At 65.5% G+C, this 21,477-nt stretch carries 21 protein-coding genes; 10 read left to right on the forward strand and 11 right to left on the reverse strand.

Annotated features, from left to right (window positions below; all coding sequences use genetic code 11):
• Nucleotides 1-4: 4 nt before the first annotated feature.
• Nucleotides 5-1,162 (reverse strand): Zn-dependent alcohol dehydrogenase, encoded by a 1,158-nt coding sequence (locus BN972_RS12305; protein ID WP_036358091.1) that lies wholly within the window; start codon nucleotides 1,160-1,162, stop codon nucleotides 5-7.
• Nucleotides 1,159-2,394 (reverse strand): cytochrome P450, encoded by a 1,236-nt coding sequence (locus BN972_RS12310; protein WP_036358094.1) that lies wholly within the window; start codon nucleotides 2,392-2,394, stop codon nucleotides 1,159-1,161. Before BN972_RS12310 ends, BN972_RS12305 begins: the two co-directional genes overlap by 4 nt.
• Before the next feature lie 131 nt (nucleotides 2,395-2,525).
• Here BN972_RS12310 and BN972_RS12315 point away from each other — a divergent pair, with 131 nt between their 5' ends.
• From BN972_RS12315 to BN972_RS12330, 4 genes are read left to right on the forward strand one after another with little or no spacing between them, the layout of a single operon-like run.
• A complete protein-coding gene (locus tag BN972_RS12315; RefSeq protein ID WP_036358097.1) occupies nucleotides 2,526-2,882 on the forward strand; it encodes a Rieske (2Fe-2S) protein in 357 nt (118 codons plus the stop codon).
• Nucleotides 2,879-3,949 carry an amidohydrolase family protein gene (locus BN972_RS12320; protein ID WP_036358100.1) on the forward strand — a complete coding sequence of 357 codons (1,071 nt, stop codon included), beginning with the start codon at nucleotides 2,879-2,881 and terminating at the stop codon, nucleotides 3,947-3,949. Before BN972_RS12315 ends, BN972_RS12320 begins: the two co-directional genes overlap by 4 nt.
• Nucleotides 3,946-5,118 carry an amidohydrolase family protein gene (locus BN972_RS12325; protein ID WP_036358103.1) on the forward strand — a complete coding sequence of 391 codons (1,173 nt, stop codon included), beginning with the start codon at nucleotides 3,946-3,948 and terminating at the stop codon, nucleotides 5,116-5,118. Before BN972_RS12320 ends, BN972_RS12325 begins: the two co-directional genes overlap by 4 nt.
• Nucleotides 5,119-5,123: 5 nt before the next feature.
• Nucleotides 5,124-6,104 carry an alpha/beta hydrolase gene (locus tag BN972_RS12330; RefSeq protein WP_036360719.1) on the forward strand — a complete coding sequence of 327 codons (981 nt, stop codon included), beginning with the start codon at nucleotides 5,124-5,126 and terminating at the stop codon, nucleotides 6,102-6,104.
• On the opposite strand, the gene BN972_RS12335 is transcribed toward BN972_RS12330, so the two are convergent.
• Both BN972_RS12335 and BN972_RS12340 read right to left on the reverse strand, forming a co-directional pair.
• The gene (locus tag BN972_RS12335) at nucleotides 6,091-6,777 is read right to left on the reverse strand and encodes a hypothetical protein (RefSeq protein WP_080696941.1); all 687 of its coding nucleotides are present in this window, start codon (nucleotides 6,775-6,777) and stop codon (nucleotides 6,091-6,093) included. The two genes, BN972_RS12330 and BN972_RS12335, sit on opposite strands and share 14 nt — an antisense overlap.
• A 74-nt stretch (nucleotides 6,778-6,851) precedes the next feature.
• Nucleotides 6,852-7,721, reverse strand: a complete 870-nt coding sequence (locus BN972_RS12340; protein WP_036358106.1) for a hypothetical protein — start codon at nucleotides 7,719-7,721, stop codon at nucleotides 6,852-6,854.
• A 177-nt stretch (nucleotides 7,722-7,898) separates the two neighbouring features.
• On the opposite strand from BN972_RS12340, the gene BN972_RS12345 reads away from it, so the two are divergent.
• Nucleotides 7,899-9,026: an acyl-CoA dehydrogenase family protein gene (locus tag BN972_RS12345; RefSeq protein ID WP_080696942.1), complete on the forward strand. Its 1,128-nt coding sequence runs from the start codon at nucleotides 7,899-7,901 to the stop codon at nucleotides 9,024-9,026.
• The gene (locus tag BN972_RS12350) at nucleotides 9,023-10,255 is read left to right on the forward strand and encodes an acyl-CoA dehydrogenase family protein (RefSeq protein WP_036358111.1); all 1,233 of its coding nucleotides are present in this window, start codon (nucleotides 9,023-9,025) and stop codon (nucleotides 10,253-10,255) included. The genes BN972_RS12345 and BN972_RS12350 overlap by 4 nt, the downstream gene beginning before the upstream one ends.
• A 6-nt stretch (nucleotides 10,256-10,261) precedes the next feature.
• Here BN972_RS12350 and BN972_RS12355 read toward each other — a convergent pair whose 3' ends face one another.
• The 4 genes from BN972_RS12355 to BN972_RS12370 all read right to left on the reverse strand — a co-directional run bounded on the left by BN972_RS12355 (nucleotide 10,262) and on the right by BN972_RS12370 (nucleotide 15,284).
• Complete coding sequence (locus BN972_RS12355; RefSeq protein ID WP_036358114.1) at nucleotides 10,262-12,223, reverse strand: SpoIIE family protein phosphatase; 1,962 nt, start codon at nucleotides 12,221-12,223, stop codon at nucleotides 10,262-10,264.
• A 127-nt stretch (nucleotides 12,224-12,350) separates the two neighbouring features.
• Nucleotides 12,351-12,773 carry an anti-sigma factor antagonist gene (locus BN972_RS12360; protein WP_036358116.1) on the reverse strand — a complete coding sequence of 141 codons (423 nt, stop codon included), beginning with the start codon at nucleotides 12,771-12,773 and terminating at the stop codon, nucleotides 12,351-12,353.
• A gap of 175 nt (nucleotides 12,774-12,948) precedes the next feature.
• Nucleotides 12,949-14,151, reverse strand: coding sequence for an amidohydrolase family protein (locus BN972_RS12365; protein WP_036358119.1), 1,203 nt, complete (start codon nucleotides 14,149-14,151; stop codon nucleotides 12,949-12,951).
• A 98-nt stretch (nucleotides 14,152-14,249) separates the two neighbouring features.
• Nucleotides 14,250-15,284, reverse strand: coding sequence for a hotdog fold thioesterase (locus BN972_RS12370; protein WP_036358123.1), 1,035 nt, complete (start codon nucleotides 15,282-15,284; stop codon nucleotides 14,250-14,252).
• A 321-nt stretch (nucleotides 15,285-15,605) separates the two neighbouring features.
• On the opposite strand from BN972_RS12370, the gene BN972_RS12375 reads away from it, so the two are divergent.
• Genes BN972_RS12375 through BN972_RS12385 form a run of 3 tightly spaced genes read left to right on the forward strand, consistent with a single transcriptional unit; the run spans nucleotide 15,606 to nucleotide 17,631 of the window.
• Nucleotides 15,606-16,496, forward strand: a complete 891-nt coding sequence (locus BN972_RS12375) for a hypothetical protein (RefSeq protein ID WP_036358126.1) — start codon at nucleotides 15,606-15,608, stop codon at nucleotides 16,494-16,496.
• A gap of 49 nt (nucleotides 16,497-16,545) precedes the next feature.
• Nucleotides 16,546-16,860 carry a hypothetical protein gene (locus BN972_RS12380; RefSeq protein WP_036358129.1) on the forward strand — a complete coding sequence of 105 codons (315 nt, stop codon included), beginning with the start codon at nucleotides 16,546-16,548 and terminating at the stop codon, nucleotides 16,858-16,860.
• 30 nt (nucleotides 16,861-16,890) lie between these two features.
• Nucleotides 16,891-17,631 carry a hypothetical protein gene (locus tag BN972_RS12385; RefSeq protein ID WP_036358133.1) on the forward strand — a complete coding sequence of 247 codons (741 nt, stop codon included), beginning with the start codon at nucleotides 16,891-16,893 and terminating at the stop codon, nucleotides 17,629-17,631.
• Here the strand turns inward: BN972_RS12385 and BN972_RS12390 are convergent.
• Nucleotides 17,628-18,479 carry an NHL repeat-containing protein gene (locus BN972_RS12390; RefSeq protein WP_158086320.1) on the reverse strand — a complete coding sequence of 284 codons (852 nt, stop codon included), beginning with the start codon at nucleotides 18,477-18,479 and terminating at the stop codon, nucleotides 17,628-17,630. The genes BN972_RS12385 and BN972_RS12390 overlap by 4 nt on opposite strands.
• A gap of 253 nt (nucleotides 18,480-18,732) precedes the next feature.
• Between BN972_RS12390 and BN972_RS12395 the strand changes: the two genes are divergently transcribed.
• Nucleotides 18,733-19,146, forward strand: coding sequence for a hypothetical protein (locus BN972_RS12395; RefSeq protein ID WP_036358136.1), 414 nt, complete (start codon nucleotides 18,733-18,735; stop codon nucleotides 19,144-19,146).
• Here the strand turns inward: BN972_RS12395 and BN972_RS27715 are convergent.
• Nucleotides 19,143-19,913 (reverse strand): ESX secretion-associated protein EspG, encoded by a 771-nt coding sequence (locus BN972_RS27715; RefSeq protein WP_051545404.1) that lies wholly within the window; start codon nucleotides 19,911-19,913, stop codon nucleotides 19,143-19,145. The two genes, BN972_RS12395 and BN972_RS27715, sit on opposite strands and share 4 nt — an antisense overlap.
• 19 nt (nucleotides 19,914-19,932) lie before the next feature.
• The gene (locus tag BN972_RS12405) at nucleotides 19,933-21,456 is read right to left on the reverse strand and encodes a hypothetical protein (protein WP_036358139.1); all 1,524 of its coding nucleotides are present in this window, start codon (nucleotides 21,454-21,456) and stop codon (nucleotides 19,933-19,935) included.
• Nucleotides 21,457-21,477 lie beyond the last annotated feature (21 nt).

The raw sequence follows: 21,477 nt of genomic DNA on the forward strand, positions 1-21,477 counted from the left end.
AGAGCTAGTCGATGCTGTAATCGATTATTCCCCTGATGATTTCGCCGTTGAGCAGGTCGGCGTAGGCATCGTTGATCTCGTCGAGGCGGTAACGGCGAGTGATCATCTCGTCCAGTTGGAGCTGGCCGGTCTGGTAGAGCCTGGCCAGCCGCGCGATGTCGGCCTTTCCGTTGCAGGAGCCGAAGATGGTGCCCGCCAGCGTCTTATTCGACAGGATGAAGTCCTGCAGGTTGAGGTTGACCTTGTGCGTCAGCTGTGACGTCATGCCGGTCAGCACGCACGTCCCGCCCTTTCGGGTCAGCTGCACCGCATCGCGCACGTCGTCGGGGGTGATCAGCGAAGGCGAAACCACCACCGAGTCCGCCATCACGCCATAGGTGAGGCCACGGACTAGATCCAGGGCCTCCGCCGTCGACGCGACGCTGTGGGTCGCGCCGAAACCCAACGCCGATTTCTGTTTGAACTCAACCGGATCCACGGCGATGATCTGCGCGGCCCCGTTGATCCGGGCGCCCTGAATGGCGCCGGTACCGATCCCGCCGGCGCCGATGACGACGACGGTGTCGCCGCCGCGCACATTCGCCCGGTTGGCCGCCGACCCGTAACCTGTCGGGATCGCGCAGGACAACAACGCGGCGGGCACCAACGGTATGTCCCGTTCGATCTTGATTAGCGAATTGACCGATGCCACAGTGTGTCTGGCGAACGCGCCGACCTTGGCCAGATGGCCGAGCGGCTTGCCGGCGGAGGTGTGATGGCGAAAGGTCCCGTCGGTGGGCATTCCCGGGACCATGGTGCCCATGCCGGTGTCGCACAGGTATTCCATGCCCGATGCACACCAGCGGCACTGTCCGCACACCGCGACGAACGACATCACCACGTGGTCACCCGGCACGAAATCCGTTACGCCGGGCCCTACTTCGCGGACCACCCCGGAGCCTTCGTGTCCACCGATCATCGGGAACATGCTGGGCAGGCCGAGGGCTTCCATCACCTCGTTGGGCGCTGACATGTCGCCCTTGAGAATGTGATCGTCGGAGTGGCACAACCCGGCGGCGGCCATCTCTACGAGAACTTCGCCGGCGCGCGGCGGGTCCAACTCGAAATCTTCGACCGACCACGGTCCGCCGATACCGTGCAGGATCGCCGCCCGGCTTTTCATGCTGCTGGGCTGAACGTGACGGGAAGTTTGTTGGGGGAGCGGAAGATCAGCCCGACGATCTTGGATTCCCCCCCGGTCCCGTCGTCGGGGGCGAATGCCAGGTTGTCAAGCCGGTCCAACAGGCTGTTCAGCATGACCCGCGTCTCCATCCGGGCCAGATGCATGCCCAGGCACATGTGGATGCCGCCGGCGAAGGCAATGTGCGCCTGTCGCGGGCGCAGAATGTCGAAGCGGTCGGCGTCGGGCCAACGCGTCTCGTCGCGGTTCGCCGATCCCATGCACATGTCGACCTGGGCTCCGGCCGGAATTGTCTTGCCGCCCATCTCGAGTTCGGTCGTAGTGGTCCGCATGACCATGGTCAGCGGCGTCTCTACCCGCAGGCCCTCCTCGATCGCGACCGGTATCAACGACCGGTCGCGCCGCACCATCTCCAGCTGCTCGGGATGTGTCAGCAGTAGATACAACAAGTTGCCCGAAGACCGGTAGGTGGTTTCCAGCCCGGCGGGCAACAGCAGGCGCAGGAAGGCGATGATGGCCTCGTCGGTGAGTCGCTCGCCGTCGATCTCGGCGGTACACAAATCGCCGATGATGTCGTTGGTGGGCTTGCGGCGGCGTTGTTCCACCTGGTCGAGGAAATACCCGTGCAACTCCGTGGCGGCGGTCAGTCCGGCCATGATGTCGGTCGGAATCGAGATCAGATCCAGCGACAGCCGGCGGAACAGATCGAGGTCTTCGCGAGGCAGTCCGAGGAGTTCGGAGATGATGCGGGTGGGGAACTCGAATGTCAGCGCCTTCACCAAGTCGGCGTGACCCTCGTCCTTGATCTCGTCGATCAACTGGTCGCAGACCGGCCCGATAACCGAAGGCTCCCAGCGTTCCAGGGCGGTGGCACGGAATGCCTTGGCCACCAGGCTGCGGTGGTCGTGGTGCTCCTTACCGCCCATCGCCAGGATGGTGTGGCCCATGACCAATCCGATCGTGTTGTCGTAATTGGCGGAGGTGAAGATGCGGTCGTCCCGAAAGCCCTGGAATACGGCGTCGTAGTTGAACAACACCCACTCGTCGCTCGGTCGTAGTTCCTCGGGCATCAGCTCGGTGTCCATGAATGAGCCATGCCACACCGGGTCGGTCCGGCGCATCTGCTTGAAGAACGGATACGGACTGGTCTCGCCGGTTAGGTCAAGCTCGACGGGCTCACCCTCGAGATCCTGATGGTCGGTGCTGAGCGTCATCCGCGCTCCTCCCTGAGCAACCGATTCTGCCCGCGACGGGCGGGCCGGAAAGTGGAATGTCGCTATCATAATATAAATAGCAACCTAGCCATAGGCGGCCCACGGGCGCGGGCGAGAGGCGGTGATCTGCGATGCTCCGCCGGTTTGTGTGTTCACTCGACGAACTACCACCTGGCACGATGAAGTTGGTCGACGCCGGAAAGTTCGGCGTGGGCGTATACAACGTCCGTGGTTCGCTCTACGCCATTGTCAACTACTGCTCGCATGAAGGAGCGCCCCTGTGTCTTGGCCCGGTGGGCGGCACCAACGAGTTCGCACCGGGTGAACCCGATGGGCTGCGCCGGGTGCGCGACGGCCAGATCGTCCGATGCCCTTGGCACAACTGGGAATTCGACATCACCACGGGGCGCAACGTGGCGGACCCGAGCCGGCGGGTGCGCACCTATCAGGTCGATGTCACCGACGGGGAAGTGTATGTGACCGCATGAGCGAGTCGAAAATCGATGCCTTCATAGATACGAACGTGCAACCGCACTTCCGGTACAACGCCGAAATCCGGCGCTACCTCCCCGCCGCGCACCAGCTGCGGTCCATCCCCGACGTCGAACAGCAGTGGTACCAGGCGCCCGGAGGGGACTATCACGCCGATCTGTATGGCGACGGTTACCCGGGATCGGACCCCGAGACGGTCAGCCGGCACCTGTTCGAGGAGAACGGCGCGAGCTATGCGATCCTGAACCCGCTCACCCGCGGCAACATCGCCGACTACCTGCTCAACAGCCGGATCTGCGCCGCGGTAAACGACTGGCTGCTCGACCGGTGGCTCGAACCGGACACCGGCAACCGCTTCCTTGGCACCATCCGGGTCAATCCGGAGGATCCCAAGGGCGCGGTCGCCGAGATCGAGCGCCTCGCCGCTCATCCCAGGCTCGTCCAGGTGGGGGTGCCGATGCAGTCCCGTGAGCCGTTCGGCAAGCCGGTGTTCGAACCCATCTGGGAGGCGGCCGCCGCGCACGGGCTGCCGGTGGCGGTGCACATCAACGGCGGCAACGGAGTGGATCATCCGCCGACGTTCGCCGGACATGCGCACACCTACCCGGGCTACGCGGCGTTCATGCCGCTGAATTACTTCGTGCACCTGGCCACCCTGATCGTCGAAGGTGTCTTCGGCCGTCATCCGGGGCTCAAGTTCGTCTTCGCCGACGGCGGATACGACATCCTGACCCCGTTGATGTGGCGGCTGGACACGTTTTGGCTCTCGATGCGCGATCAGACTCCTTGGGTGGACCGCTATCCCAGTGAATATCTGCCCGACCATGTCCGGTTCTGTTCTTCTGCTTTCGACGGGCCGGTCGATACCGGACGCGTGCCGCAGTGGTTCGACTTCTCCGGCAAAGCCGATCTGGTGATGTACGGGTCGGGCTACCCGCACTGGTCGACGATGTCCGCCGCGGACACGGTGGACGGCATGAACGTCGAGCAGCGGGCAAAGGTGTTGTGGCGCAACGCCAGCGAGCTCTATGGATTGTCGGTTAACGAAGGAAGTGTGCCATGACGGTCATGGAACGGCTCGACCCGCAGCAGGGACGGCCAGATGGTCCAAGGGAAATCGCGGTCACCATCGTCGACACCGATGTGCATCCGTTGCCGGTCTCGGCGGACGTGCTCAAGTCCTACGCACCGCCGGAATGGGTGGACAAGATCTGGCCGACCGGCAACGCGGTGAGCCCGGTGCCACACTTCTACGACACCCCCGACTCGTACAAAACGATGTCGTTACGTATGGACGCCCATCCACCCAACGGGCGTGTCGCGGGCAGTGATCCGGATTTCGCTGCCCAGCAATTGCTCGTTGAAGCCGGGGTCAGCATCGCCTCGCTGGAGCCAATGTGTGATGCGCAGTTGCCGCAGGCCGAGCATGTGTTGAAGTCGACGTACAACGACTGGCTTGCCGATGTCTGGCTGGACAAGCACAACGGGCACGGTCGCTGGCGCGGGTCGATCAGTGTCAGCGCGCAGACGCCCGAGCAGGCGGCCCGCGAAATCGAGCGCTGGGCCGGTCACCCCTACATGTCCCAGGTGCTGATCACCCCGCAGACGCGCGGAATCCCCTTTGGGAGCCCGCATTTCGATCCGCTGTATGAGGCGGCGGCGCGCAACGGCCTGCCCGTGGCCACACATCTGATGGGGCAGACGCCCTTTGAGCTGATCCCGCTCTACCCGGTGGGCAACCCCGCGCACTGGCACGACTTCTTCGCGTCCTGGCCGCTGTTGTACGTGTCCCATCTGATGAGCCTGGTGTTCGATGGGGCCTTCGACCGTCATCCGCAGTTGCGGATGGTGTTCATCGAAGGCGGCTTCACTTGGGCGATGCCGGTGATGTCCCGGATGGACCGGATTTGGGCGGCGCGGCGCGGCGACCTGCCGCATGTGCGGCGTCCGCCGTCGGAGTATGTGCGCGAGCACGTGCGGTTCACCACTCAGCCACTCGAGGACGCCGGCACGGTCCAGTTCCGCGACTACCTCGAAATGATGGACCTCGGCGACAACCTGATGTTCTCGACCGACTACCCGCACTGGAGCTACGACGCCCCGGAGTATGCGATCAACCGGTTCCCCCGCGACCAGCGGGAGCGAATCATGCGCGGCAACGCGACCGCGCTCTATGGTTTGCCGTCGACCGTGCGGGCCCTGCCCGGGGAGCAGACCGACCGTCTACCTTAATGGGCATGACACAAACGAATCTCACGCGGCCGCAAGGTCTGGGACGCCTCGACCCGTCGCTGCGCGCCGCTGCTGAGGAGTTGGGGGTCGTCGAGTTCCGGGCCGAAACCCTGCCCGCCGAGCGTGAGCACGCCAACCGCGTGGCCGCCGAGCGTGCCGCCGAAGCCGACACCGACGGGGTCGTGGTCGAATCGCGGTCCATCACCGGGCCCGACGGCGACCGGCTCGAGCTGCGTTTGTATCGCGGCCGCACCGGATCCGCCGCGCCGGTGGTGCTGTATGCCCACGGCGGGGGCTTCGTCACCGGGAACCTCGACACCGACCACGCGCACTGCGTCGATCTGGCCCGCGACGCGAAGTGCTTGGTGGTGTCGGTGGACTATCGACTCGCGCCCGAGCATTCATGTCCGGCCGCGCTGGATGACGTCGAGGCGGCGCTGCGCGACGTCATCGCCAACAGCGCCGAACTGCAGGCGGATACCGACCGCATCGCGGTGATGGGCCGCGATGCCGGCGCCGCCCTGGTGGCATGCCTGGCGCAGCGCATGTTCGACACGGAAGGTCCCCAGATCCTGATGCAGATCTTGCATCAGCCCATGCTGGACGCCGACGCCACCCCGTCGCGTCGCGAATTCCAGCGCACGCCCGGCCTCAATGGCCCGGCCGTGAGCCGGGCCTGGGGGCACTACCTCGGGCACACCACGGCCAGCGGCCACCACGTCCCGGCGCACCGCCCCAATCTGGAAGGACTGCCGCCCACCTACATCAGCTGTTCGGAGATCGATCCGTGCCGCGACGAAGCCATCGACTACGCGAATCGGCTGTTGCACGCCTTCGTGCACACCGAATTGCACGTGGTGGCAGCAACATTCCACGGCTTCGACTCCGCGGTGCCGGATTGGATTGTCTCGCAAGAAAACCGGGCGCTGCATGCGCAGTCGCTGCGGCGGGTGTTCACCGCCTGGCCCGCGGCTAAATGGGAGTGAACTTGGTGATCAGCCACTTGCCGTCGACCAGCGCCAAATTCACCAGCACGCTGCTGGCAGACATGGACGGGTCCGGGTTGTCTTTGGTGGTGGTGCTCTGATCGACGAAGACCAGCACGACCGCGGAGTCGGGGTGTAGTTCCTGCACCGCGGCACGCATGACGTGCGCGTTGGTTTTCAGTGACTTCTGTTTGGCGGCCGGGGCAACGATCTGCTGGGTGAACTGGTCGTAGTAGGACAAGAAATCCCCGGACAGGTGCGAGCGGGCGTTGGCGAAATCCTTGTCCAGACTGTCGGCCGAGTAAGACAGCACCGCAACGGTGCCGTCCGATGCCGCATTGACCGCCGCGCGGGCAACACCGGGGCTGGTCGCCTGATCCGGCTCGTGGTACTTGAAATACAGCCAAATCGTCACGCCGCCGCTGATCAGTAAGAGCAGGGTCAGGATCGCAGGAACGGGCTTGATCGTGATCTGGCGGCGCCAGAAGTCGCGCCGCCAGTTGCGCTCTCGAGCCCCCGAGTCGGCGGCCGCCGTGGGGGTCGCAACCGCCGCGGTCGCGTCGCCGTCCGGATCGTCCGCGAAATCGGCAGCCGGCTCCGGGTCGGCTGGCTCGGCTTGGACGAACGGGTCGTCGTGGACCTCGTCCTCGGGGTGCGCCCCCGTCGCATCGATAACTGCGGTCCTGTCTTGCCCGTCCAGTTCGTTGTCCAGTTCGTCCTTGTCCAGTTCGCCGCGGACGTTGTCGCTCACGGTACGAACTCCACTTTCGACATCTTGTATTGCCCGTCCTCTTCAGTCACGGTCACCCGCAGCCGCCAGGTCCGCGGTTCCTCCTTGGCGCCGGTGGAATTGGTGACCCGCGAGGTCGCCGAAACCAGGACCAGTGCCGAGCGTCCGTCCATGGACTCGACGGCCGCGGCGTTCACGGTGCCCTCGGTGACCACCTTGGACTGTTCGACCACTTTGGTGAAATCGGCGGCGCGCTGCTGGAAATCGTCCCGGAACTCGCCGGTGGAACTGTCGATGACGCGCTGGACGTCGTCCTTGGCCTTCTTGAAGTCGAGCGAGGTCATGTTCACCACGCCCTTCTTGGCGCCGGCGATGAAGGCCGCGGCCTTCTCCTCACGCTCGTTGGCCTGGTGGTGCTGCCACACAAAGTAACCACTGGTCCCGATGAAGGCGCAGATGACAAGCACGGCGGCCAACTTTGCGATCGTCGACAACTTAGGCATGCCGAACGAATTGCGCATCCGCTCCCGCCGGGACAGCGGACCCGCTACAACTGGTGCGGATTCGTTGTAGTTCGCCGATTCGTCGTAGTCCTCGGCGTCCTGGTAATACTCGGCGTCCTCGGCATCCTCGTAGTACTCCGAGTCCTCGTCTTCCTCGTCTTCCTCGTCTTCGTAGTCTTCATAATCGTCTGCGTACTCGTCGTATTCCGTGTCCTCTTCACCACCGCTCACGGCGAGCGCTTCGCGGCGAAGCCGGGCGGCTCGAGCCTTGGCGCGCGCCGCGGCAGCCAGCGCCTCCGCCTCGGCGGCCTGCGCCTCTGCCTCCAAAGCCAGCGCCAGCGCTTCAGCTTTGGACGTGACCGCGTCGTCGTCTGTCTCAGCCATTGCCGCTCGTCATTATCGAGTGAACTCCGGTATCTCTTACGGTATTACCCATTGCTAACATCAGAGTCTTCCGCGACTTCCGACGAGGACCGATCTGGCGATGATCAGCCACCAAATTCTTCTACCCGACCTTCTTCGCGGCGGCGAAAGATGGTCAAGCGAAATCCGGCCGGCATCATGACCGCTGTCGACTCTCCCGAAAAGATACTCTTTACCTCCACTACCCAAGCATTTCTGGCAAAAGAAGCGTCGCTGCGGCACGTCCGGAACCTGCACGCAGCGGGCCTCTCCTTCGAGCCCGCGTGGTGGCGGCGGGCCACTGAACTCGGCTGGACCGCGCTGCTGGTTCCCGAGGAACTGGGCGGGGGAAGTGCCTCGGGCGACGGATTCGCGGACTTGGCCGCCGTCGCCGAGCTGCTCGGCAAAACCGTCGCCCCCGGGCCCCTCTACCCCGTCAGCACCGTCCTGGCGGGCCTGGTGGACTGCGCAGGGCGAGAGGCCCACGGGGAACTGATCGAGGCACTGATGTGCGGGAACACCGTGGCCTCGTGGGCGGTGTCGGAACCGGGCCGGGGCTGGGCGCCCCTCGCGGCGGCCGTCACCGCCGTCGAGTCCGGGTCGGGCTATCGCATCGACGGGGTCAAAGATCGGGTCGAAGCCGGGGCTCAGAGTTCGGTGTTGCTGGTGGTCGCACGGGCGGCGACGGGGGTCCGCCAGTTCCTGGTGCCCGCAGACGCCCCCGGAGTAAGGATCGCGACGCAGTCGTCGATCGATCTGGTCAAGCAGTACGCGCGGGTCGAATTCGACGGCGTGGTGGTCGACGGCTCAGCGGCCGTAGGCGGCGTCGAGGAGACACCCGCGCTGATCGATCGGCAAAGCCAGGTCGCTCAGGTGCTGCAGTGCGCCGAGGTGGTCGGCATCCTGCAGACTGTCTTCGACTTCACCGTGCAGTGGGCACTGGACCGGCACAGTTTCGGCCGCCCCCTGGCGTCGTATCAGGCGCTCAAGCACGGGTTCGCGGACATGAAAATGTGGCTGGAAGCATGCCGGGCGACGACTGCCGCAGCGGTGGCCGACGTGTCCGCCCGCGCACCCGAAGCGGGTCTGTCGGCCAGCATCGCCAAGTCCTACGTGGGCGAGCTGGCCGGCCAAATCGTGCAACGTTGCGTGCAGATGCACGGTGGCATCGGCGTCACCTGGGAACACGACCTGCATTTGTACTTGCGTCGAATTACGTTGTACCGCTCCATGTTCGGCACACCCGAGGAGCACAACATCCGGGTGTACCAGGCGGCAGCCAAATGACAGCCGAGTCGGTGGCCGAATTCGCCGCCCGAGCCAGAGCCTGGCTGGCGGACAACATGCCGCGCATCGACCCCGAGTCCCCGCCGGCCATGCCGCGGGATTCCGAACAGTCCTGGCAACGGGCGCGGGAATTGCAGAAGCGGCTCTACTCGGGCGGGTTCGCCGGCATCTGCTTCCCGCGCGAATACGGCGGGTTGGGACTGGATTACCAATACCAGCAGGCATTCAATCTCGAGTCGGTCGGCTACGAGATGCCGCTGATCCTCAATGTCCCCACTTTCACCATCTGTTGCGCCACATTGCTGGACACCGGCAGTGAGGAGCAGAAGAAGCAACACATCGCCGCCGCGTTGCGGGGCGACGAGATTCTGGTCCAGTTGCTGTCCGAACCAAGCGGCGGTTCGGACCTGGCCGGTGTGATCACGCGCGCCGAACGTAAGGGTGACCGTTGGGTGATCGACGGGGCCAAGACATGGAGCACAAGCGCTTTCGCCGCGGACTACGGGTTGTGCCTGGCTCGAACCGACTGGGATGTGCCCAAGCACGACGGCCTGACGATGTTTCTGATCCCCATCGGGCACCCGGGAATCACGTTGCGGCGCATCACTCAGGTGAATGGTGGCGCGGAGTTCTGCGAGGAGTTCCTTGACGGCGTGGATGTCGGTGACGACGCGGTGGTGGGTGAGGTGAACAACGGCTGGGCGGTCGCGTCTCGGCAGTTGTACCACGAGCGCCGCGCCGTCGGTCAGGGCTCGGAGTTCGCCAGCGGTTCGGGCAGCGAGGGCGGTCACACCACACCGGTGGACTATGCGGATCTGCTGGCCAGGACTCATCAGGCCGACAACGAGCGCGCGCAGGAGATGGCCGGCCGCGCGCTGGTGCATCGTGCGGTCGCCGAGCAGCTGATCGACCACGTGTCCCGCAGTGTGCGGGATGGTTCGCTACCCCCGGCCGGTGGCACGCTGATCAGGCTGTTCCACGCCGAGACAACCATGGTGGAGGTGGACACCGCACTTGCGATCGCCGGCGCGGCAGGTGTGGTGGGCGAAATCGGCGAGGGGCTGCAAACCGGCTTCCGGTTTCTGTCCCGGCAGTCGGTCGCGATCGGTGGCGGCACCACGGAGATGGCCCGCAATGTCATCGGCGAACGGGTACTGAACTTCCCGCGCGAGTACGCCGCCGACCGCGGGGTGCCGTTCAATCAGGTGCGACACGGCCGAACGCGCTGAATCCGCCTAATCGGCGACGAGGACGTCCCCGGGATCGCCGCCGTTGACCGGTATCTGGACCAGCGACAGGACATGGTGGGCGGGGCTGCCCGGTGGCGCCAGCAGCACGCAATCACCGCCCTGTTTGCGGGCGCGGTCGCGCGCGGCGGCCAGGGCGCTCACGCCCGCCGAGCCCAAATGCGTGACCGCACTCAGGTCGATGGTCAAAGACGCTATGCCCGAACGACTTTCCACCGCGATCTGGCGGTCCAGGGTAGATGCGGTGTGCGAATCAACCTCGCCGCGCACGATGATGCGACCACCGTCGACCAGTGAGACGAATTCGTCGTCGAGTTCGCGCCGGATGGTGACCCGACTGATGACCGGGTCGCTGATGAAATTGGCCGGGCGGCTGAGCCGGTGTGTGAGCGAGGCCGTGGTGCCGTCGGGACCATGGCTGACGTGCGATTCCGTCACCAGTGCCTCGGCCATCGCCAGGCCGCGCCCGCGGCCCCGGGCACCCTCGCGGTGGTCTTTCCACTGCCCTCGGTCGACGACCGACGCCCGCAGCTTGCCATCGCCGCTCAGGTTCGCCTCGACCACCACCCCGCCGGTGACCTCTTCGCTGTAGCCGTGCTCCACGGCGTTCTCCACGAATTCGGAGACGGCGTGCACGATGTCGGAGATGTCGGTGTCTTCGGCGCCGATCTGGGACAACCACTTTCGCAGTTGAGCGCGGATCTGCCGGGCGGCGTGAACGGTTCCGTCCGCGGTGATGTGCAGGGGTGGCGTCGGTGTTCGGCGCTGAGCTGCCAGCAGTGTCACGTCGTCGTTGTACCCGGTGGAGCGCAGCAGCAATTCGAGCGTCTCCGAACAGAGTCGGTCGACGGGACGCGTGGGTGTGTCGATGACGAAGCCGCCGGTGCCGGCCACGATGCTGGCGGCCAAGTCGGCGAACTCGGCGGTGCTGGCTCCCAGTGGCCGGCCCGGGCGCTCGATCAATCCGTCGCTGTAAAACAGCACCGTGTCACCGATCTCGAGTGATTCGGTGCGCAGCGGGAAGCCGACGCCACTGCCCAGTGGGCCACCGCCGGACGGTGTCAGGTACCGCGACTCCGCACTGGCCGAGACCACCAGCGGGGGCGGGTGCCCGGCGGTGCAATATTGCAATTCACCCGTCGCGTAATCCATGGAGCCCACGCAAAGGGTCGCCGATTTCGAGCCCGGCACGTGCTCGTGGAAGCGGTCCAGCGCCTCAAGCGCCTCGACGATCGAGTACCCGGCCATGATCTGCATCCGCAGCGCGGTGCGCAGCTGCGACATCACCGCGGCGGCTTCGACACCGTGACCGACGACGTCCCCGACGATCAACACCAGGCGGTCGCCGAGCGCCAGGGCGTCGAACCAATCGCCGCCGGCGGCGGTGTCTTCGGCAGCGACGACGTATTCGGCGGCGATGTCGGCCCCAGGAACCACCGGGACGGACGCGGCCAACAGCGCCTGCTGCATGACGGTCGCCGAATCGCGCACGTTGCGGTAGCGCTCCGAGAGCTCCTTCACCCGTGCCTCGGTGGCCAGCCGCGCCTGAACGCGGGCGGTGACCTCGTCGAAGACCAGCTGCACACCCTCGATGGACCCATCGTCCCCGCGTCGCGCGGTCACCAAGAAGTCGAAGAACCGTTCCTCGATGCCGGAACCCTGCAGGTCGACCTGCAACCGCCACTCGGATCCCGACTGCGACTCCCCGGTTTGATACACCCGATCAAACATCTCGAGGATCTGCTGACTCTCCAGCTCGGGGTAGATCTCTTTGACCGTTTTGCCCACGCTGACCAGCAACGGACTCAACTCACGAAACGCGGCATTGACCGCGACGAATCGGTGTTCGGGCCCTTCCAGGCCGACCACCAACGCCGGGATGTTCTCGAAGATGCGCCGCACGTCCTCAGCCGCGCCCACCGTGTTGTCCCAGTCCTTTTCGGCCGCCATGTTGGCCGTACCTCCCACGGACCGCATCAATAACGAGTTTGGCGCGCTGACGGCTACGTCAAGCGATGCTAAACAGGTTATCAATGCGCGGGACATGTGCCACGCACGAAATATGTGAGGCCTTGGCTCAGGCGGTTGTCAGCGCGGATTCCGTGGTGGGGTGCACGGACAACACATTGCCGAATGCGCACGCGTCGACGATGCGCGCGACGCCGGGGTTCTGACTCACCATGCGCAGGGTTATGCCGCGTTCGCGGCAGCGCTCCGCTTCGTCGGCCAGCACGGTGAACGCGCAGCAGCCCATGAAATCCAGGCCGTTGACGTCGACGACGAGCAGGCCGGCCTGCCTGGCCGCGGTTGCGGCCTCAGTGACCAGACCCTGCCAGGTGTGCTCGTTGGAGGCATCGACCTCGCCGCCGGCGCGAACGACCACCGCCGAGGCGCTGCGAACCGTGGTCGCCCGCAGCGTGCTGCTCGGTCCGTCCAACTGAGAGGCCAAGTCACTGCTCAACGAAACGGTCCTGGAGAAGTTGGCTGACCCCAAGTTCATCGTGCACCCCCACCTTGATGGCGCCGGATAACCCCCCACTGGATGCCCCGTATGCGCCGAAAGACAATGTGATGCGCTTTGTATAGCAGACGCCAGCGGCCGATTTGGGCGAATCGAAAAGATCGGCCCGAACCCGATCGATCCGGGTTCGGGCCGAGCGCTCCGTAGATGGCGGCTACGCGGAAACCGGCTTCTTCGCGGGTTCGACCTTCATCAACTTCATCAGGTTGCCGCCCATGATCTTTTCGACGTCTTCCTGATCAAAGTCCTTGAGTTCGTCGACGAATGAGATCGGGTCCTTCAGGCCCTCCGGGTGGGGCCAGTCGGAGCCGAAGACCACCCGATCGGTGCCGACCATCTTGACGATCTCGGTGAAGCGGTCCTCCCAGAATGGGCTGATGTAGACGCAACGCTTGAACGTCTCGATCGGGTCCTCGGCGAACGCCTGCGGCATCTTCTTGTAGACGCCTTTGAGGCCCTTGAAGAGATGAGGCACCCAGTCGGCACCGTTCTCGATCGACAGGATCCGCAGATCGGGGTTGCGCGTCAGCGCGCCGTGGCAGACCAATGCGCCGAAGGCGTCCTCGACCGGCCGATGACCTAAGGCCAGGCTGCGGAAGGCGGTTGGCTTGAACGGCAGGAACTCGTCGCCGGGCTCCCAGATGTTGAGCAGCTCGGAGTAACCGCTGTCCGAGGCGTGCATCGAAACCGGAATCTCGGCGCGCACGCAGGCCTGCCAGAATGGGTCGAACTCCTCGAAGCCGAAGGAGCGGCTGCCGCGGTAACCGGGCACCGGTGCCGGGCGTACCAGCACCGTGCGGGCGCCGCGCTCGAGGCACCACTGCAATTCCTCGAGCGCCCGGTCGACGATGGGCAGGGTGATCACCGGGGTCGCGAAGATGCGCTCTTGGTAGTTGAACGACCACTGCTCGTACATCCACTGGTTCAGCGCGTGGATGACGTCGTGCGTCATCTCCGGGTCGTCCTTCATGCGCTCTTCGACCAGGCTGGCCAGCGTCGGGAACATCAGCGCGTAGTCGATGCCCAGCTCGTCCATCACTTCCAGCCGTGCCCCCGGCTCGCGGAAGGCGGGGATGGCCTTCATCGGCTCGCCGAGGATCTCGCGGTAGCTCTTGCCTTGCGAACCGTTGCGAAAGTAGTCCTCCTGGGCGCCCGGGCGGGCCACCACCTCGAAGGTGGGATTGGGAATGTAGTCGCTGATGTGGCCGCGCACCACGATCTTGGTGCGGCCGCGCACCTGCACGTAGTCGATGACGTGCTTGCGGTGGTCGGGGAGGAACTTGGTGAGCGCTTCCTGCGGCTCGTACATGTGGTTGTCGGCGTCGAACACCGGGAAGGAAAGCTCGCGAGACGGCATGGCGATTCTCCTGTGAGGCTGGATCTCTAAAGGTGGTAATGACGTTACCACCATTTGTGAACGGCGGAGCAAGCTCTGCTGGCCGAACGCTTTTGTACCTAGCCGGCGGGCGGGCCGTCGGGTTCGTCGGCGGGGCGGCCGACGATCGCAAAGTTCACCGTCGCCGTGGCCGCCAGTTCGCTGTCGCTGTCGCCGAAAATGTCGATCTGCATCACCAGCGACCGGCGACCGGCGCGCAGCACCTTGGGTACCGCCAACGCCGAACCCTGCCGGATCGGCCGCAGGTAGCGGATGGACAGGTCCGCGGTGGTCATGGCGGTGCCCGGCTGCAGGTACTCCAGCCCGAGCTGTCCGCCGGCGACGTCGGCGAGCGTCGCAATCAGCCCGCCCTGCAGTGCACCGGAGGTGTTGACCACCTGGGGACTGACCGGCATCGTCATGGCGAACTCTGCGCCGTGAAAGCTGGCGGGGCGCATGCCGATCTGGGCAAACAGTTCGGCCAGCGATGGCTCGGGTGTTTCATCGTCGGTGTCGCGGATGCCGAGGGCGCGGGTGCAGAAGTCGTAGAGCTGGCCGGCGTCGATCGGTGTTCCATTCAATTCGGTGCCCAGCCAATGCAATCGCAGTGCACCGACCATCGTCTGCATGACAATCGCCGCTGCGGCGCCGACGTCCAGGCCGGGATTGAACACCCCCTCGGTGATGCCCTGCCCGACGATGTCGCGCAACAACCGGTGCAGGGGAGAGAGGACTCGCGCGTACTCGCGTGGCCGGGTCTCAGCCAGGTGCTGGTTGTAGAGGCTCAGCGCCCTGTTGAGACTGTCCTGGGTGGTCGACTCCGGCTGGGCGCTGATGCGATCGAGAACCAATTTCAGCGCCGCGGTGCTGTCGAGTCCGGCCGTCTCGGCGCGCCAGGACTGCGCCGCTTGCACCATCGTTCGCTCGAACAAGGCCAGCAGCAGTTCATCCTTGCTGCTGAAGTGTTGGTAAAAGGCACGCAGCGAGGTCTTGGAACGGGCCACCACTTCCTGCACGGTGAAGTCGGTCCGGCCGGTTTCGCCCAGGATCTCGACGGCCGTCTTGATGAAGCGGTCGGCGCGGGTGACGTCAGCCTGCTCGCTGGGGCCGGCCATACACGGTCTCCTCTTCGCTGCGGTGCACAGAGGCCTCGAGATCCCTGTGAACTCTGAGAACGAGGTTACCGTGCGGCCCGTGCCGGCGGTCAGCCTGTTCGCTGCGGTCGCGGGGTAGTGCGGTCGAGCCGCAGTGCGGAATAAGTGCTATTTATCGCTGGAGCCGCGGATAGGCTGATTGCACAGTGCACCACCTTGGGGGTTTAGGTTATGGCGTCGACTCCACTGGAGCCGAAACACGCGAGGCCGGCGCGGGGTAGCCGTGCGCAACCGGTGATCCGCGGATTCGCTGAAAACCCGGGCTCACGAGCCTGACGCGCCATGGGCACCTATGAGGAATATCTGGCCCAGGGCGTCGACCCTGCGACGGCCAGGGCATGGGCCGATGCGGATGCCGATGCCGGCGAACCGGCCGAACCGGCTGCCGCCGCGCCGTCGACATACGTTGATACACAACAGTTCCCGGGCTTCACTGCGATATCGCCAGAGGCCGCGGCGAGCATTGGGCTGGATCCGGACGCGGCGACGGCGCTGAACGGAACCTTGCACGATCTGCGGTTGCGTACCGGCCCAGCCCAGGGACCGGCAGTAGGCCGGGACGGCACCGGAATGGTCGGGTTGTACATCGATGAGCAGCACACGCCGGTGCGGCTGGACCTGCGTACCGACTGGGCCGAGCGGCTATCGGCCGAGATGTTGCCGGCCGCGGTCTTCGCCGCGTATCGCGCGGCAATGGACATCCAGTACGAAGACGCCAGGGCAGCCGCTGACCGGCAACCGGCGCAGCCTGCGGCATCGTTGCAGGACTTGCTCGGTTCGCTGGACGACTACCGGGACCCGCCCCGACCATTGGAGCGTTTCCGCGCGGACGTCTATTCGGCATGCGACCGGGCCGACCGGCTGTCCGCGGAACTGGCGTCGGAGGCGGCGGCCCGCAAAGCCGCGGAATCTTCCACAGCGCCGCGGACGATAGCGGTGCAGCTGGACGGGCCCTGGCTGGTCGATTGCCAGATCAACGCGGCGTGGGCCGAGCAGGCCGCCGCCGCGCGGATCATGACCGAGTTCGCCGCCGCGCTGCAGCGCGCCAAAGACGAGCAGTCCGCCGCGGGATCGGCTCTGGAAAGCGCCAAGCAGGCGCTCCTGGCCGAGCTGGGCAAGTTGACGCGCGAAGGTATTGCTGCCCTGCAGTTCATGGGAGAAGCCGCACTGTGAGGGCCACGTCGTGCTCGGTGATGTCCGACATGCAAGAGAGAGACAGGTAATGCCGCCCGATCTGAAAGTCGATATTGAGTGGCTGCGTAAAGACGCAAAACTGTGGACGGACAGCGCCACGGCGCTGGCGGGTTTCGCCAATACTGCAGCAGCGTCCAAGATCAACAGTCCCTTCGGCAGTCCCGCGGTCGGTGAGATGAGCTACGACCCGTACACCCTGATTCAGGATTTCCTGGATGCGTACAACAAGTTCTGCGACGCGGTTCACGACCGCGCGAAGGTGGGCGAGACGTCGATGAACGGTATGGGGGCCACGCTGGTCGCCGTGGCGAATAACTTTGCCGCCACGGATATTCCACGTTGACGCGGCGATCCACGGTCAAGAGGGGGCGGCATGGGCATCGGTGACGAAGTTCAGGAGTACTACCGCAAGCTTGTCGAGCGCACCGACGAGCTGGAGCGGGTGATCGACGAGGCGGCCGGCAGCCGGCTCGCCCGAATCCTGGATCTGGACGAGGAGATTGCCACCGCGGGGGCGGTGGTGATCGCGATGTTGCGCAACCAGATCATCCCTCAGGTCAAGAAGGTCGCCGATACGGTGTCGATGTCGGACGTCCTACGCGATCACAAACAGGGCTGGTCGACGATCGGCTCCGGTGCGCTCAAGATGTCCGACTCGCTCGAAGACGAGGCCAATGGCATTCGCGCTCAAGTGCATTGGGCAGGTTCGGCGGCCAACGCCTACGAAGTGGCCGTGGGCAACCAACAGAAGTCGGTCGAAGGGCTCAGCACCGCCGCACAAGCGATCGAGGGTTCGCTGGATGCCGTCGCCAGCGCGCTCGACGTGGCGGGGTACACGATCATCCCCGGTATATCGGTGCTGGTGCTGTCCATCGTCGGCGCCATCGTCTCGGCCGCCACCGTGGTCGGTCTTCCCGCCGCCCTGGCATTCATCCTCACGACTGCGGCCGGATTCCTGGCCAGCGTCAGCGCCATCATCGCCGGACTCGTCACAGTGAACGACGCCCAGAGCGATCAGGCCGCCGCGCTGGAGCGAGCGCTGGCCGCGCAGGGCGATTGGAAGACGCCGAACCTGGCCAGCTTCGCGAACTCCGGCGACTGGGTTCCCGCCTAGCCCGAGAACTTGAGCACCCGGTTGTTGAGTTCGTCGACGACGTAGAGGTGACCCGTCGCGTCCAACGCGATGCTGCGTGGGCGGTTGAGTCCGGAGAACGGCAGCTCGGTTTGTGCATTGGCTCCGGGCGCCAGTTTGAGCACCCGGTTGTGGCTGGAGTCCGCCACATAGACTGCGCCGGCCCCGTCCACCGCGACACCATAGGGATTGAGCAGGCCGGTGAACGGCAGGTCAACCGGTTCCGCCGCTCCCGCGGGCAGTTTGAGCACCCGGTTGGCGACTGACGTGACGTACACGGCGCCGGCGGCGTCGACTGCGATCCCGAGCGGGCCGCGGATGCCCGGGAACGGCAACTCGGTTGCGCTGCCCGCACCGGCCGGCAGCTTGAGCACGCGGTCGTAGGCGGCGACGTAGACACTGCCTTCGGCGTCCACCGCCACACCCGAGGGTAGGGAGAGTTTGTTGAGCGGCAACGTTATTGGCGAACTGGCGCCAGTCGCCAGTTTGAGCACCCGGTTGCCGTTGTAGTCGCTGACGTAGACGGCCCCGGCGCCGTCCACCGCGAGGTAGTTCGGCGTCCTGACATCACCGAAGGGCAATTTGCTTGGACCGTTGGCACCTGCCGGCAGTTTCAGAACCTGCGGGTTGTCACCTCCGTTGGTGACGTAGACCGCCCCCGAGTTGTCGACCGCCACCCCACCCGGCTGGTCCAGCGACCGGAACGGCAGTACTTCCTGCGGACCGATGGCCGGGTTGGTAGTTGCACTGTGCGACTGAGGGTTTGAGGTGGGCGCGGTCGTGGTTGTGGTGGTGCGCGGCCCACCGCAGGCGGCTGTGGCGACTGTCAATACCGTGAGGCCTGCCGCGATACCGCGCCACTTCGATGATTTACCGCCACGCTTGTCGGTGCACACCAGCACGCCCCCTGTTTGATTTCAATTGACGAAAGTCATCTTAGGCGAGCGCCGCAGCAAAATCGGGATCGGTTGTCGAGCAGCGATATTGGTGCGCATTTTCATCCGGTCCGGTCGCTAACCTAATGGGAAGGGGGCAACCGTCCCCGCTCGAACAGTGTGCGCCGCAGCAGAATAGGGGTTGGGAATGCGGGACGAGGTGGAAATCGTAGGCAGGCTGCTCGACCACAACATTGCCGATCTTAAAATTGCGCTCGAGGACGCCTCGGACAGCGTTGCAGTTCGCCGGCTCGGACTCGGTGACGCAATCACCGTGCTGGGGGAGCACCTCGTCGTGCAGGTCACCGACTTCGCCAGCGCGATGCGGGAACTGGCGTTGCTCCCGCGCGGCGGGGACGATGCCGTCGTGATCGGCAACGCGCGCAGCGCCGGTGCCGCCGCCGCGGCAGCGGCGGGACTCGCGGTCGCCGGCGTGGCGATGGGCGTCGCCTCGGCGGCCAGCATCCTGGCCGCCATCACCGGGGCGATCGCCGCGGTTGGTGAGGCGTCCGCTTCGCTGTGGCACATTCACGCCGCGCTCGCTGGTATTTCCCCGCGCTAGTTCCCGCGAGACTCTCGAAGCGACGCGACGTCCGCCGCGATCAATTCGTCGATCCGCCCGCTGAGGTCGCGGCGACTCATCGGCGTCGCCGACCGGTAGCCCGGTGCGTAGATGTAGTCGCCGTCGTCGCGCAGGCGCACCCACACGACTGCATCCTTGTCCTGGTCCAGTCCCCAGGTGCGCGCCGGCCGGCAATGGCTCTGGACCGTGCCGTAAGCGATCACCGCATCCTTCGATACCGACACCGGGGCGCCCACACCCCAGGTCGGGTCGGAGGCGGTCGTCGCGCGGCCGCGCAATGCTTGCGGGACGTATTCCGGGATCACAATCCTCGGCCGGGTGCCCGGATTGGTCAGCTCGACCGTCCCGGCGACCGCTGGTCCCAGGTCGTAGGCCGACAACGTGAACATGTCGACGACGTCGTCGGCTTGCTGCTCGGCCAGGAAGCCGAGTTCGCCGGTGCGGTGGGCGAGTAGCCGGGTGCTTGGGCTATCGGCGGGGAAGTGGTGCACTTGGCATTCCACCCGAAGGTCCGCTTCGGCGTAGGTGGCGAACCACTTCCCGAAGACCGCCAGATCGCCGTGCTTGAAGCGATCGGGAACCGTCCTCGCGTAGTCGCGGTACGCGCCCAAGTCCGCGAATCGGTGGGCCAAGGTGGGGATGAGCGGAAACGGCAGAAAGTCGCGTCCCAGGTATTCGCTGATCACCCGCAGTTCCCGCACCTCGATGCGGCCCAGACGTTGCAGGCTCACGGTGTTGACGCGCACAGCACCATTGTCGCGACGGCTACGTCTTCTTCTGATCGGCGGGGGCGGCCCGACGCGGGACGTCGCCGATCACCGGCACCACCCCCTCGGCTTCACCTGCGACCTCTTCCCCGTGCTTGGGTAGCCGCAGCGCCTTGCTGGCTTTGTGTGCCTTATCCGCGGTGCTTCCGGAGTGGCCGGCCACCGGAGCGCCTGGGGCACCTGCCCCGCCGGGCCCGCTGATTCCGGCGCGGGAGACCGGCACCGGACTGCCGCCTACTTTGGGAGGCGCCGCGACCGCGGCCGGTGGCTTGGCGCCGACCGACCCTCGTCCGCCGCCGCCGCGACCGGCGCCGCCGCCACCGGTCTTGGGCGCTGCTGAACGCCCCTTCGAGCCGAGGCCCAGCGGCGCGGTGTGCAACCCGGTTCCCTCTCTGCCGCCCGCCTTCGCCGCGTCAGCCGATGGTTTCGCCGCGGGATCAGCACCCTGCCCGCCGCCGGTGCCGCTGCCCTGACCGGCACCGTCGCCGGGCACCTGGCCCGCGCCACCGTCGGCCGGGACATTTGGTATGGACTGCCGACCGTCCGGCTGGACGGCGGTCGGTGCCGGCGGATCCGGTGCCCGCCCGGTATTCAGCCCGCCCTGCGGCAGCACTTCCGGCGCGCCGCCGCCCGATCCGGCCAAAGGACCGCCGGCCAGCCCTGCCGGGCCGGACATCGGCGGACCGACCTCGGGTACCGCGCTGTCGACGCTGGGATGGCTTTGCGCAATCCCGTCAATCGGACCTCGATAGACGTCCATGATGCCGAGCACGAGGTCGTTCAGCTGATTCAGTGTCTCCTTGCTCGACGGTTCGTCGGGGTGGGCAACCGCCTGGTTGTAAAGCGGCAGGTATTGCTCGTAATTGCTTCTCGTTGTGGCGAGGTCGTCAAAGAATGCGTCGAACAATTGCTCCATCGTCGCCGCATGGTTGCTCATATCGTCCAGCACTTGAAAAGACCGCTGCAGGTTCAGGTTCAGCGCATCGGCGAATTGGCCGCGGATTCCACTACTGAGACCCGCCAGCGCTTTTTGCAGACCAGTTTTCGCGCGGTCGATACTTGCGTTCCAGTGTGAATTGGCCGGTCCGCTGCCGGTGGCTCCGATGATGCCGTTGTAGCCGTCGATAAAGGTACGAATCTGGTCGTGCGGAACGCTCTTGTTCTTGCAGGGATGCCCGGTCGCCCGCAACGAATCCAAGTCGTTTTTCGGCGCCGCCAGATTCCTGTCGACCGGCTGGCCAGTTGCCGGACCCGGGATGTTCATCGGTGGGGGCAGGGTGGTCGTGCCGGGGCGCGGCAGTACAGGCTGCGGGGTACCCGGCTGCGGGTTGGCGATCTGACCGTTCGCGTCGAACACACCGGGCGGGGCCGACGTGCGCAGGCTGTCAAAGACGCTGTTGGGGACGATCGGCGACAGCCCCGCCATGTTCAGGGCCGTCTGTACGAGTTGGGGCGGTTGCCAGTGCGGATGGGCTTGCTGGATTGCCGCTACCGCGGCTTCGAGATCCTCATAGGTAGCCAATGTCGGAGTCCGGCGGTGTCG

Source organism: Mycobacterium asiaticum DSM 44297, from assembly GCF_000613245.1.
Lineage (GTDB): Bacteria > Actinomycetota > Actinomycetes > Mycobacteriales > Mycobacteriaceae > Mycobacterium > Mycobacterium asiaticum.